Origin of the sequence: Actinoallomurus sp. CA-142502 (assembly GCF_050936355.1) — a bacterium.
GTDB lineage: Bacteria > Actinomycetota > Actinomycetes > Streptosporangiales > Streptosporangiaceae > Actinoallomurus > Actinoallomurus iriomotensis.
Genome location: NZ_JBNJMY010000001.1, coordinates 2977905 through 2990211, shown reverse-complemented (window position 1 = coordinate 2990211; position 12307 = coordinate 2977905). Strand labels below are relative to the sequence as shown.

Genomic DNA, 12307 nt, shown 5'->3' with positions numbered 1-12307 from the left:
CCGAAGCCCATGCGCGCGGGCGCATCGTTGTTGATGATGGTGCGATATGAACGGGGATCGCCGCTCGGGTGGGATATGGGCGTTGGCGTGCGGGCTGCTGCTCGTGCTGGCCGGCGCGGTGGCCGTGGCCGGTCTGCGAAAGGCGACGTGGGGCGGCATCGATCCGTTGAGCGCGACGCTCTCCCTCCTCTCGTTGCTGGTGGCGGTGTGGTCGGGCCGGCAGGCGGCTCGCGCCGAGCGGGCCGGTGACACCGACGTGGACCGGTGGACCAGGGAACTGGCCGTCAGGGTCCTGAGCGACGAGACGGCGCAGCGGACCCAGCTCCTGGGCGGCCAGGACCGGACGATCAACGTGAAGTTCGTCCTCACCCCCGCGCCCGGGCACAACGCCACCGGCGCCGCGGCCAAGGGCACGTTGAAGGGGATCGCCGGATACTTCCGTGCGCTGAGCCCGCAGCGGCTGGTGATCACCGGGGACCCCGGGTCCGGGAAGACGGTGCTGGCGATCGAGCTGATCCTCGGCCTGCTGACCGACCCGGACCGCGCGCTCGACGATCCGGTTCCGGTCCGTGTCCCGGCGGCCGGCTGGGACCCGAAGGTGAGCGTGCCCGACTGGCTGACGACCCACCTGGTCCGGACCTTCCGGCTGCGCCCGGCCACGGCACGGGCGCTGGTGAAGTACGACCGGATCCTGCCGGTCGTCGACGGGCTGGACGAGATGGACGCCGAGCCGGAGCCCGGATACGGTTCACGCGCCGGCAACGCGCTGCGGGCGTTGAACGCCCACCAGCGCGGGAGCGCCAAGGCCCGGCTGGTGATCACCTGCCGCTCGACCGACTACGACGAGCTCATCGCCAGTGAGGCCTGGGCGCACGACGCGGCCCGTATCACCCTCCGGCCGGTCAGGGCGAAGCCCGCGGGGAGGTTCGTCGAGGCGGTGGCCGGCGCACATCAGCGGGCACGCTGGCAGCCGGTCCTGGACGCTCTCGCCCGGCCCGGCCACCCGCTGGCCGACGCCCTGGCCACGCCCTGGCGGCTCACCGTGGCCGTCACCGTCTACCAGCAACGCCACCCCGAGACCGGTGCGTACCTGCGTGATCCCGCCGAACTGACCCGCCTCACCGGCCCGTCCGGCGCCGCGGACCCCGACGAGATCCGCGACCATCTGCTCGGCCTGTACATCCCCGCGGCCGTCGCGGCCACCGCCTCCGGAGGCGGGCGGCCCCGCCATCGGCCCGAGCAGGTCCACGCCTGGCTGGGGGTCCTGGCCCGCCATCTGAACGCCAACGCGACCCGGCCGCCCGTCGCGGGGCGCACCCTGTCCAGCACGGACATCGTTCTGCACGAGCTCTGGCCGCTCGCCGGCAACGGCGCTCGCGTCCTCACCCTGGGACTCATCGCCTTCGTCACGGCGGTCACGGGATCGGTGCTCATGGTGGCGATCCGCTCCGGCACCGCCGGCGGGTACGCGCTCGGCATCGTCGTGGCCGTCGTGATGGCCGGCGGCGTGGGGTTCATCTCATGGGTGGAGGAGTGGCCCCGCCTCACCCACATCGACCTGGGAGAACTGCGATCCGGCGTCACGGTCATCGTGCTCGCGGTCTGTGCCGCGCTCGGGCTCATCGGCGGAGTCCGGTACGGGCCGGTGGGCCTGGTGGCCGGTCCGGCCTGCGGTCTGGTGGCCGGGGCCCTGTTCAGTCTCTGGAACGCGGCGATGACTCCCGGCTCCAAGCCGGTCGCCGCCCCGCGCGACATCGTCCGCGACGACCTCGCCAGCGGGGTGGCGGTCATGCTCGGGCTGGTACTGCCGGCGGCACTCTGCGCCGGGATCATCGCGCAGATCCGGCCCGGCGGGCTCAACGGACTCACGGCGGCCGCGGCGGCCGCCGGCCTCGTGTTCGCGTTCTGGCTCGGAATCCTCCTGCCCGCGGGCGCTGCGGGCCTGGCGGCGCTGCGCTATCTGCTGCTGACGGTCTGCATGGTGGGCCGGCTGCCACGGCGGCCGGGCCGGTTCCTGCAGTGGTGCTACGAGGAGGCCGCGCTGATCCGCGTCGCGGGCATCGCCTACCAGTTCCGCCACCGCGAACTCCAGGACCACCTGGCCCGCCATCCCCGCCCGCCGGCCGAACGCGTTCTTCCGTGACCCCGGGCGTCAGGCGTTGGCGCGCATCCAGAGGTCGACGAGTTCCTGCGTCTCCGCGGTGCGCGGGGTGATGCTCTTCTCCTGGTGGTCCACCTCGATCTCCACTGGCCGCAGGTCGGGCACCTGGCCGCCGGCGAGCGCCTGCGCCTCGGGCAGCTGCTCGTACGCGCCGGGGCGCCACCAGTAGACCTGGGCGGTCAGGGCGTTCTCCCCCTTCTCGACGTGGGTACGGGCGAGAGCCTGCATGGCCTCCATCGCCGCGATCACATGCGTGCCGCCGATCTCGTGGACGATCAGGTACTCCGGGACCGGGAAGGAGACCAGCGCGCCGTACGGGGCGGGTCCGAGGAAGCGCCTGAGCACGTGAACGCGGGAACCGATGTAACGGTGGGTCTCGCCGATGTGCGTGATCGGGACGCCCCAGATCTCGTCGGTCCCGGTGTTGTGCGGCTCCCGGCTCAGGGACGCGTGGAGCGCGGCGCCGAAGACCTGGTCCTCCGGCCGGCCGCCGAGGTCCGCCCGGTTGAGCGGCACGATCGAGTCGGGCCGGTCGACGACCACCGTCTCCACCAGCCCCGGCGCGAGAGTGCGGGTCAGCAGGGCGTCCCGCATGCCGGGCGGTTCGGCCAGCGCCGCCTCGGGGTAGATCCGCACGCGCAGCGCCTCCGCGGCCAGCAGGCTCTCGATGTCGACCGCCGCGGCGGCCTGCGCCCGGTCCAGCTGCTTGCGGATCCCGCGCGCGAAGCCGCGCACGAAGTCCGCGGCGAACGCGGGAAGGTCGGCCGGCGCCACGCGACCGGCGTGGGCGCGCCACTCACCGATGTCGGTACTGAGGTCGCCCACGTCCGGGACGCTGATGCCGATCGTCGTGGGGCCGGTGATCCGGGCCGTGAGGTTCTCGTCCGCGAAGGCCCGGACCAGGGCCTCGCCGATGACGTCCTGAGTCAAACCGGTGTCTCCTCATCATGATCGAAGAATTGGTTCGACTCACCGGACGCCCGCCGGGTTCCCGCGGGGCGCTCAGCCGCCGGAGGAATCCGGCTTCTGGTCGGGCTGCTCGTCGGGCTGCTGGAGCATCGCCCGGGTCAGGACCTGGCCGGCCACTCCCCAGCCGCCGTCGGTGACCTCCTCCACGAGCACCATGGTGTTGGGCCGGGCTCGTTCGCCGAAGGTCTCGACGTACAGCTCGGTGACTCCGGTGACGAGTCTCTGCTTCTCCTCGGCCGACAGCAGGCCCGCCGGCACCTTGAGGTTGGCGAATGGCATGTGTTCCTCCTCGTTTCCCTCCACCGTCGCCGGACGGGACGCGGGTGACCAGAGGGCCCTTTCCCCGGGGACGGCGTCCCCAGGGTGAGACGAGGCTCATCGCGTGTGCCGTGCGAGCCGGCCCGTGCTCGGCAGGCGTGCGCGGGACGGGTGGGCGCCGCGACGTGCTGAAGCCGTCGGCGGTCGCCGTCAGCGACGCGTCAGCCGTTCGGCGGTCATGGTGATGTCGCCCGTTCCTCAGGCGGCCTGGACCGCGGGCCTGAGGACGTCCTCGCACCACCGCCGGAAGGTGGTCGGGGTGTCGACCGCGTGCTGGGGCGTACGGGCGACGCCGTCGTACAGGCCGTTGTTCACCGCGGTCATCATGTCGAGGATCGCCCGGGCCACGGCCTCGGAGACGGAGTGGCCGGTGAGCCGATTCTGGAACGCCTCAGCGGGGATCTGCTCGTACCGCACCGGCTTTCCGAGGACCTCCGAGATGACGGCGGCCATGTCGTTGTTGGACAGGTCCTCCGGGCCGAGCACCGGAACCTCCCGCCGGCCGGTCCACGTGGTGTCGAGCAGCAGGCGGGCGGCGACGGCGGCGATGTCGCGGGTGGCGACGGTGGGCAGTTTCGGCGCCGTCGAAGGCCCGGGTGACGACCCGCCGATCGCCGTGCGAGCCTTGGATGACCTCGACCCGGTCACGGACGTCGGCGGGCAGCTTGGCCGGGTCGCGCACGATGACGCGGACCGGCTGGTCGCCGGCCAGGACCCGGTCGAGGACCCGGTGTCCGATGTTTCCCGTAGGGGTGGTGATGACGATCATGAGTTCTCTCCAAGGGAGCCGGTCCGGGCCTCTGAGTGAAGTAAACTCTACTGTACCGTTTACTTGTGAGGACGCAAGCCGATGAAGGACGAACCGCAGCGGAGCCGGCAGCGGCGCGGCGAGGAGCTGCGCCGTCACATCCTGTTCACGGCCAAGGACGTGTTCCTCGAGACCGGCTATGAACGGGCGTCGATGGACACCGTCGCGACGCGCGCCGAGACGTCCAAGCGGACGCTGTACGCCCACTTCGAGAGCAAGGACAAGCTGTTCCTCGCGGTCCTGGATCTCGTGCGTGAGCTGTACCTCCACCGGCTGGGCACCCCCGGCGCGTACGCCGAGGACCCCCCGGAGGCGGTGACGCGGTTCTGCGGGCGGTTCTTGCAGCTGATGGTGTGGGAGGCCCAGGTGCGGACCTGCCGGCTGATCATCGCCGAGGCCGAGCGGCTGCCCGGCAGTTCGAGCACGTACTTCGACGCCATCTTCGCCAGCACGTACGAACGCCTGAGCGCCTACCTCGCCGAGCGGTACGCGATGGACCACGCGGACAGCGCGGCGCTCGCCGAGGACCTGCTCGCCCGCACCGTGCTGCCGCGGCTGTTCCGTACGTTGCTCAACGTCGAAGAGGTGATCAAGGACATGCCCGAGGAGTCGGCGCTGGCCGAGGACGTGGACCTGGACGCGATCCGCCGGCTGGTCGCGGCGACCCTGCCGGGCTGACCCGGGAGCTCAGGCCTGGGCGAAGAGCCGGTCATAACCCTCGGAGTGGTGGCGGCCGGCCATGAAGTTCAGGAACTCGCGGACGAACGCGGCGCGGGTCAGGCGGTCCGGCGTGCCGGTGTCGCCGGGGTCGTGCTCGAACGCCACGCGGAAGAGCGTGCGGTGTTCTTCGGCGTCGATGGCCTGGTCGTCGTCGGTGTCGGTGGCGTCGAAGAGCACCTCGGCGACCCGGACGAGGGCGGGGCTGGTCATGGTGGCGGCCGCCGCGGCGTACTCGTGCCCGCTGATGCGCCCGTCGTGGTCGGTGTCGAGCGCGGCCTGGAGCTCGCGCCACCAGTCGGCGAAGGCGGTGAACAGGCGGTCTTCGCCGCGTTCGTCCAGGTCGAGGCGGGTGGCGATCTCCCGGGCCATCGCGGCGAGGTCGGGCCAGTCGAGGGAGCCGTTGCCGGTCTGGTCCAGCACCTCGGCGAAGAAACGCATGGCCGACGGCGGCGCCTCGGCGGCCGTCTCGCGGTCGGGCGTGAGCAGGCGCAGGAGCGCCCCGGCCTTGGCCGTGCCGCGCCGCAGCCCCGCGAACGGGTCGGTGCCCGGCCGTGGCGTGAAGGTCGGATCGAACATCGCCATGACCGTCTCCAGCCGCGTCCACGCGTCCGGCAGCAGGCGCGACGCGAGCCCGGTGGACAGGTACGCGGCGTGCGTCAGCGTCCGCGCGCCGGGGATCTCGGCGAGCCCCAGCCGTTCGCGCAGCGGGGCCGGCAGCGAGCCCACGGTGACCGCCGTGGCGAGCGGGGCGGCCAGCGCCCGTCCCGCCGCCCACACCGCCGGGCGGTCGCGCAGCACGGGCGGCGCGGGCACCTCCGCGAACAGCCGGTGCAGGATGAGGGCGGCCGCCTCGGTGTTCTCCAGGCGCTCCTCGACCATCAGGTCGTAGTAGCGCCAGAACTCCCGCAGCGTCGGCGGCAGCTCGCCCTCACCGCCCTCCATCTGGGCGAGGAACGCCCGGAACTCGGCGTACAGGCGGTCGAGGGACGCGCCGTCGAGGGACCGGCCGCCCAGCCGGTACATCGTGACCGTGGACTCGAACAGCGTCGCCACCACCCAGGCGCGCGCCCCGGGATCGAGCGCGGTGTACGGGCGGCCCTCGGCGTCGGTGCCGGCCATGCGGGCGTGCAGCCGGTTGAGCCGGGCGGCCTCCCGCCGCCGTACCCGCTCGTCGGGGTCGACCAGCCGCTGGGCGCTGAGGACGGTGTTGCGCAGCCGCCGCCAGGGATGGGCGACGAAGGTGGAGTTGGCGATCAGCGCGGCGCCGATCTGCGGGTGCGCGGCCTCCAGGACGGTGGCGCGGGCGACCGCCAGCCCCCAGCGCGCCTCGTGGCACAACCGCCGCAGCATCGAGTCCGGGCCGTACAGGTCGGCGGTGTCGAGCGAAGCCGGTGCGGTCGTCGTCTCGCTGGTCACGATGCGTCTCCTGTCGTGGTGGGTACCCGTACGTCGCCGAAGCGGCGTTCGCGTCGCCGGTAGAGGTCCAGGCACTCGCGGAAGTGCCCGGCGCGGAAGTCCGGCCAGAGCACGAGCGGGAAGACCCATTCGGCGTAGGCCACGTGCCAGAGCATGAAGTTGGAGATGCGCTGCTCGCCGGAGGTGCGGATGACCAGGTCCACCTCGGGCGTGTCGGGGTGGGGCAGATGGCGGGCGAACGTCTCCTCGGTGATCTCCTCCGCCGGCACCCGGTCGCGGACGAGCGACCGCGCGGCCTCCACGATGTCGCGGCGCCCGCCGTGGTCGAAGGCCACCGTCAGCGTCATCCGCCGGTTGTCGCGGGTGAGCATCATCAGGTCGGCGATGTCGCGGGCCAGCGGCGGCGGGATGCGGGGATCGGTGACTCCGAGGAAGCGGCACCGGATGCCGCGCGCGTGTAACGACAGGGCGTGCTTGCGGATGGCGCGCCGTACGAGCCGCATCAGGAAGGCGACCTCGGCCGGGGGCCGCCGCCAGTTCTCCGTGGAGAAGGCGTACAGGCTCAGCCACTCGACTCCGGCCGCGTGCGCCGCCTCGATCACGTCGATCACCGCGGCCTCCGCCGCCCGATGCCCGGCCGTGCGCGGCAGCGACCTCAGTGCCGCCCACCGGCCGTTGCCGTCCATCACGCACGCCACGTGACGGGGCACGATCCGCTCGTTCAACGCACCTCCCCGGCGGCGTGAAGGACACACCAAGAGGAATCAGGTAATCGGTCAACTACCCAGAGATACCATCGATCGCCGGGCGCGGTAACCCCTGGACGCCGTTCCTGGGGACGACGTCCCCACGATGAGCGGGCCGCCTCTGGCCATACTGGGCTGATGGACCTCTCCGAGCTCGGCGCGTTCCTGCGCTCCCGGCGGTCGCGGATCAGGCCGGCCGACGTCGGCCTGCCCACCGGGCCGCGGCGGCGGGTGCCGGGGCTGCGGCGCGACGAGATCGCCACGCTGGCCGGGGCCTCGGTGGACTACTACACCGAACTCGAACGCGGCCGCGGCGCGCAGCCGTCGGCGCAGATGCTCTCGGCGCTGGCCCGGGCGCTGCGGCTCGACCACGACGAGCGCGACCACCTGTTCAACCTGGGCGGACGTCCCGTTCCTCCGCCGCACGGCGCACTGGCGCACGTCCAGCCGGCCATGCTGGACCTGCTGGGCCGGCTCACGGGTACGCCCGCGCAGATCATCACCGACCTCCACGAGACCCTCGTGCAGAACCCCCTGGCCGTGGCGCTGCTCGGCCGGCACCCGACGTCGGGCGGCTTCGAGACGAGCTTCGCCTACCGCTGGTTCACCGACCCGGCCGCCCGCGCGATCTATCCGCCGGAGGACCACGCGCACCAGTCGGCGGCGTTCGCGGCGGACCTGCGCGCCGCCGTGGGCCGCCGCGGGAGGGACCGTCACTCCGACGCGATGGTGGCCGCGCTCCGCCGCGAGAGCCCGGAGTTCGCCGGGCTGTGGGACACCGGCGACGTCGCCGTACGCCGCCGGGACAGCAAGCGGATCATCCACCGGGAGCTCGGCGTCATCGAGATCGACTGCCTGACCCTGCTGAGCGAGGACGGCCGCCAGCGCCTGCTGTGGTTCGCCCCGCGCCCCGGCACCCGGGCCGTGGAGCAGCTGCGCCTGCTGGACGTCATCGGCACCCAGGACCTGACGGCCACGTCATGAGCCTGTCGGGATAATCAGTCGATCGGGCGCCCGACGGGGGCGAGGACGAGGGAATGGGATGCGTCAGATGCCGCGGACAACGCAACTCCGGGTCTACACGGTTCGCGCCAGCCTGCTGGACGAGTGGGCGGATAAGTGGCGGAGCCTGATCGTGCCCCTACGGCTGGAGTTCGGTTTTGAGATCGGCGGTGGATGGCTGGACCGGGAGCGCAACCAGTTCGTGTGGTTGGTCTCCTATGAGGGGGACGAGACGTTCGCGGACCGGAACGCCGCCTATTGGGCGTCTCCCAAACGCGAGCAAATGAACCTCGATCCGGCCGACTACCTGCTCGACACGGACGTACGGACCGTTGAGACGGTTCTTTAGCGGTCAAGGTTGTGACGGAAGAAGGTGGTTGCGGCGTTCTTCGGCGCTGAGTGAGCGAAACACTCGATTTCGCGCCCTGGCCTGGAGGACATCGAAGTCCGGCTCCGCGCGCCAGATCCGGGCCGTCCCGTCGAACGAAGCCGTCAGCAGCCGCCCGTCGGCGGACCAGTCCACCGACGTCACCTTGTCCTGATGGACTCCGGCTACCACGACTTCCTCTTGGCTCGCGGCATCCCACACGCGCACGGTGTGGTCATCGGAACCGGTCGCGATGCGAGTTCCATCAGGAGACCACGCGACCGTGCGCACCCGGCCCTGGTGGCCTCTGAGAATCGCCACCTCCCGCCCCGTCGCGACCTCCCAGATGCGGGCCGTCCAGTCCGCAGACGAGGTGACGACGTGACGTTCGTCCGGTGACCAGGAGACGTCATCCACCCAGTTATCGTGTCCACGCAGGACGGTGAGCTGATCCGAGGAGCCGACCTCCCAAATTCGGCAGGTCCGATCGTCCGAGGTAGAGGCGATCATGCGTGAGCTTGGTGACCAGGCTGCGCTGATCACCCAGTCCTGGTGGCCGCTAAGGGTGGCGGTGCACACCCGCTCGGACACTTCCCAGACACGTAGCAGAGCGTCGTGTCCGCCAGTGACCAGCCGGGTTCCGTCCGGCGACCAGTGGACGGCCTCGACGGTCACGCCTTCCGCCAGGACGACGGCCGAGCCGTCCTGCCACAGCCGCACGGTGTCGTCACTCGAACCGGTCGCGATCGTGGATCCGCTCGGCGACCACGCGACCGCCCAGACGCGATCCGTGTGGGAGCCGGCACCACCGCTCAGAACTGAGGTCCGCCGGCCGGTGCGAGCATCCCAGACGCCCACCGACGCGTCATCGGATGCCGTCGCCACCTGCGATCCGTCGGGGGACCACGTGGCCTGGTTCACGCGTTCGTCGTGCCCATGAACGAGGACGTCTTCGGCTCCCTGGGGGACGATGTTCCAGATGCGGGCGGTGCTGTCCTCGGAGCCCGTCGCGATCGCGGTACCGTCGGGTGACCAAGCGACGCCCCATACGGTGTCATCGTGACCGCGCAGCACGGCGACGAGCCTGGCGTCACGGGTGTCGAAGACCCTGGCCGTTCGGTCCGTGGACACCGACGCAATCCGAGTGCCGTCGGGCGACCACGCCACGTTCCAGACCTGGTCTGCGTGGCCGCGAATCAACAGCCGTTCCCGGCCATCGTCGGGGTCCCAGATCCGGATGGTGTGGTCGCCGGACGACGTGGCCAGCTCGGCACCGTCGGGCGACCACGCCAGTCCCTCGACGAAGTCCGTGTGCCCGCTCAGCGTTCGCGTGGGCGTCGAGCCGTCGAGATCCCAAATTATCGCCGTTCGATCGTGTGAGGCGGTGGCCAGACGCCTCCCGTCAGGAGACCAGCCGATACCGAGCACGTTGTCCCGGTGTCCGTGCAATGCCTGTTCGAGCCGTCCGGTGTAGGCGTCCCAGATCCGTACGACCAGGTCCCGGGACGCCGAGGCGATCCAGCGACCGTCGGGAGACCAGGCGACGGCTCGCACGACGTCCCCAGCTCCGCTGAGGACGTCGAGCTGGGCGCCGGTGTGGGCGTCCCACACTCGTACGGTGCGGTCGCGGGACGCGGTCGCGACCCGATTCGAACGCGGGGACCAGGCGACCATCTCCACCATTGACGTATGACCGGTCAACGTCAGAAGACCGCGCCCGGAAACCGCGTCGAAGATCCGCGCGGTCCCATCCCGTGATGCCGTGGCGATTTTGGAGCCGTCCGGCGACCAGGCAAGGTTGCGGACCGTGTCGGTGTGGCCGACCAGCACGGTGCGCAGATGGCTAAAGGCCAACGCGGTCATTAGGGCGCGCTGCGCCGCCGGAGTGGCCGCACACTCCCCTAACGCTGCCAGCGACAGCAGGATAGACAGCTCTGGATACCGCTCGACGTTCGCCAGGACGTGCTCGCCGATGCCGTCAGAGACCCTGCGTAGGAAGGCCAGGTCGCGTCTCTTGGAGACGTCGACGAGCTGCCGTACCGGATCCGATGCCTGACCGGTCTCTTCCAGCCCGGCAAGCCAGCGTTCGGCCAGAACCAGCCGATCCCCTGTGAGCAGATAGTCACCGCTCCGGTCGGAGCGGAACCAGTCGGCCGCCCAACGTTCCAGCTCGGCACGCTGGCGTAGTTGTTCGGCTCGCGCCTCCACCTCTTGACGCAGCGGAGGCCACTGACGGAACAACGCCTCATGGGCGACGTGCACCGACGGCCGGTTCTCCTCTACATCAGTGACGAGAAGACGCGCGTCCACGAAGGCGTCTACGACTCGGCGCTCCTCGGCCGACAGGCCGGTCAGGAAGACCTTACGGCGGGCGACCTCCTGACCTTCCACCGCCACGAACTTCAACAAGACCTTGAGCACGTCGTCGATCCCTTTGTCGCCCCGGAGCTCGACTACGACCTGATCGGCCTGGCGCGCCAGTGCGCCCGCGACTCCCCCCAGGGCCCTGTAGTGCTCCTCCGTCGCGACGGCGGCTGGACTGACCGTGTAGTAGAGCTCCTGCAGGAGGTAAGCCAGCAGGGGAAGGGCATCGACGGTGCCGGTCTCTTTAATGATCTCCTCGACCAGGCCGGACGCGAATGACATTCCGGCGAGTTCGCCAGGCCGCTCGATGACCTGTACCAGCTGGGTACGGCCCAACGTGCCGATCGCCATCGGCGACTGGAACAATTCCGGGTGAGATGTCTCCAGAAAGTCCCGCAGGAATTCCACTCGTACCGTCGTCAGCACCCACAGGCGTGAATCGCGCCGTAGAGCATCGGCCAGGATGTTCAGAAAGAGCGTGCGTTCGCTTCGTCCGCTGAGCGTGATCAGCTCTTCCATCTGATCGATCACGATGAGCAGCCGCCGAAACCTCTGACCGCCCCGGCGTAGCCGCCGCAGTTCGGCACCGAGCGCCTGCGGTGAGCGGCGTAGCCGTTGCTGGAGGTCCGTCACATCGACGTCGGGTAGGACGCTGCTCAGCGCCTTCGCCAGTGCGCTCATCGGGTCCGCTCCAGGGACGATCACCGGGAACACCGTCCATCGACGCTCCCGAAGCCGCGGGACGAGCCCGGCGCGGATGAGGGACGACTTGCCGCTGCCCGAGGCGCCGACCAGGGGAATGAAGCGGTCCGCAAAGCGGGCCGGCGCTTCATGCGACCGACGGACCAACTCTGCGATCTGGATGTCTCGGCCGAAGAAGATCGGTGCGTCGTCTTCCGAGTAGGCGTCCAGCCCCGGATAGGGGGTGCGCCGGGAATCCCAGACCCGCTTGGGCGCCGTGGGGCTCTCCAGGCGATAGACGATGACGTTCCCGACGATCAGCGCGAGGATGAAGACCCCGATGGCGGGAGTGGCAACCCCTTGCAGGACCTTGAGGACGTACGGCGCTCGCTGACTGTTCGTGGCATAGTTGGTGACAATTCCCAACAGGCTTGCCGTGATGACGAGCGTCACCTGCAGCATTAACTCGAGTCGCTGCCGACGTCTCATCGCGATCCACCGATCGTGTCGCCCCGCAAGACCAGCCGTCCCCACTCAGACCGAAACCGATACTCGAAGCCGCCTTACGCACGGTATCTCGCCTTCCGCCGGGCCACACGGCGGAAGGCGAACTGTGGAGCAGCTGCGCCTGCTGGACGTCATCGGCACCCAGGACCTGACCGCCGACCACGCGCTGGACGGATGGCCGCCGAGGTCAACGATGGGAGCCGCGAGGCCGCTCGGTAAGATCGACTTCGGCATTCACCGCTTGACGC

General features: G+C 70.5%; 11 protein-coding genes. 4 read left to right on the top strand and 7 right to left on the bottom strand.

Going from position 1 to position 12307, the window contains the following annotated elements:
• Positions 1-46 precede the first annotated feature (46 nt).
• Positions 47-2143: an NACHT domain-containing protein gene (locus tag ACQEV1_RS14595; protein WP_433394323.1), complete on the top strand. Its 2097-nt coding sequence runs from the start codon at positions 47-49 to the stop codon at positions 2141-2143.
• A 9-nt stretch (positions 2144-2152) separates the two neighbouring features.
• Here the strand turns inward: ACQEV1_RS14595 and ACQEV1_RS14590 are convergent, their stop codons facing one another.
• From ACQEV1_RS14590 to ACQEV1_RS14575, 4 genes are all read right to left on the bottom strand, one after another.
• Positions 2153-3091, bottom strand: a complete 939-nt coding sequence (locus tag ACQEV1_RS14590; RefSeq protein WP_285618113.1) for a hypothetical protein — start codon at positions 3089-3091, stop codon at positions 2153-2155.
• A 72-nt stretch (positions 3092-3163) separates the two neighbouring features.
• A complete protein-coding gene (locus ACQEV1_RS14585; protein WP_433394321.1) occupies positions 3164-3409 on the bottom strand; it encodes a tautomerase family protein in 246 nt (81 codons plus the stop codon).
• A gap of 237 nt (positions 3410-3646) precedes the next feature.
• Positions 3647-3865: a hypothetical protein gene (locus ACQEV1_RS14580; RefSeq protein WP_433394319.1), complete on the bottom strand. Its 219-nt coding sequence runs from the start codon at positions 3863-3865 to the stop codon at positions 3647-3649.
• A complete protein-coding gene (locus ACQEV1_RS14575; RefSeq protein WP_433394317.1) occupies positions 3840-4217 on the bottom strand; it encodes an NAD(P)H-binding protein in 378 nt (125 codons plus the stop codon). The genes ACQEV1_RS14580 and ACQEV1_RS14575 overlap by 26 nt, the downstream gene beginning before the upstream one ends.
• 81 nt (positions 4218-4298) lie before the next feature.
• Here ACQEV1_RS14575 and ACQEV1_RS14570 point away from each other — a divergent pair, with 81 nt between their 5' ends.
• Positions 4299-4934, top strand: coding sequence for a TetR/AcrR family transcriptional regulator (locus ACQEV1_RS14570; protein ID WP_433394315.1), 636 nt, complete (start codon positions 4299-4301; stop codon positions 4932-4934).
• A 9-nt stretch (positions 4935-4943) separates the two neighbouring features.
• Here the strand turns inward: ACQEV1_RS14570 and ACQEV1_RS14565 are convergent, their stop codons facing one another.
• Both ACQEV1_RS14565 and uppS read right to left on the bottom strand, forming a co-directional pair.
• Positions 4944-6392: an oxygenase MpaB family protein gene (locus tag ACQEV1_RS14565; RefSeq protein ID WP_285618118.1), complete on the bottom strand. Its 1449-nt coding sequence runs from the start codon at positions 6390-6392 to the stop codon at positions 4944-4946.
• Positions 6389-7117 (bottom strand): polyprenyl diphosphate synthase, encoded by a 729-nt coding sequence (gene uppS, locus ACQEV1_RS14560; RefSeq protein ID WP_285618120.1) that lies wholly within the window; start codon positions 7115-7117, stop codon positions 6389-6391. Before uppS ends, ACQEV1_RS14565 begins: the two co-directional genes overlap by 4 nt.
• Before the next feature lie 159 nt (positions 7118-7276).
• On the opposite strand from uppS, the gene ACQEV1_RS14555 reads away from it, so the two are divergent.
• Entirely contained in the window at positions 7277-8122 is an 846-nt protein-coding gene (locus ACQEV1_RS14555) for a helix-turn-helix transcriptional regulator (RefSeq protein ID WP_285618121.1), read from the top strand.
• 67 nt (positions 8123-8189) lie between these two features.
• Positions 8190-8489, top strand: coding sequence for an NIPSNAP family protein (locus ACQEV1_RS14550; RefSeq protein ID WP_285618122.1), 300 nt, complete (start codon positions 8190-8192; stop codon positions 8487-8489).
• A 3-nt stretch (positions 8490-8492) separates the two neighbouring features.
• On the opposite strand, the gene ACQEV1_RS14545 is transcribed toward ACQEV1_RS14550, so the two are convergent.
• Complete coding sequence (locus ACQEV1_RS14545) at positions 8493-12014, bottom strand: WD40 repeat domain-containing protein (protein ID WP_285618123.1); 3522 nt, start codon at positions 12012-12014, stop codon at positions 8493-8495.
• Positions 12015-12307: the final 293 nt, after the last annotated feature.

Excerpts from the sequence above, each read along its gene's own strand:
- ACQEV1_RS14595 (WP_433394323.1), top strand. The coding sequence starts at position 47 with ATGAACGGGGATCGCCGCTCGGGTGGGATATGGGCGTTGGCGTGCGGG.
- ACQEV1_RS14585 (WP_433394321.1), bottom strand. The coding sequence starts at position 3,409 with ATGCCATTCGCCAACCTCAAGGTGCCGGCGGGCCTGCTGTCGGCCGAG.
- ACQEV1_RS14575 (WP_433394317.1), bottom strand. The coding sequence starts at position 4,217 with ATGATCGTCATCACCACCCCTACGGGAAACATCGGACACCGGGTCCTC.
- ACQEV1_RS14570 (WP_433394315.1), top strand. The coding sequence starts at position 4,299 with ATGAAGGACGAACCGCAGCGGAGCCGGCAGCGGCGCGGCGAGGAGCTG.
- ACQEV1_RS14555 (WP_285618121.1), top strand. The coding sequence starts at position 7,277 with ATGGACCTCTCCGAGCTCGGCGCGTTCCTGCGCTCCCGGCGGTCGCGG.
- ACQEV1_RS14550 (WP_285618122.1), top strand. The coding sequence starts at position 8,190 with ATGCCGCGGACAACGCAACTCCGGGTCTACACGGTTCGCGCCAGCCTG.
- ACQEV1_RS14545 (WP_285618123.1), bottom strand. The coding sequence starts at position 12,014 with ATGCTGCAGGTGACGCTCGTCATCACGGCAAGCCTGTTGGGAATTGTC.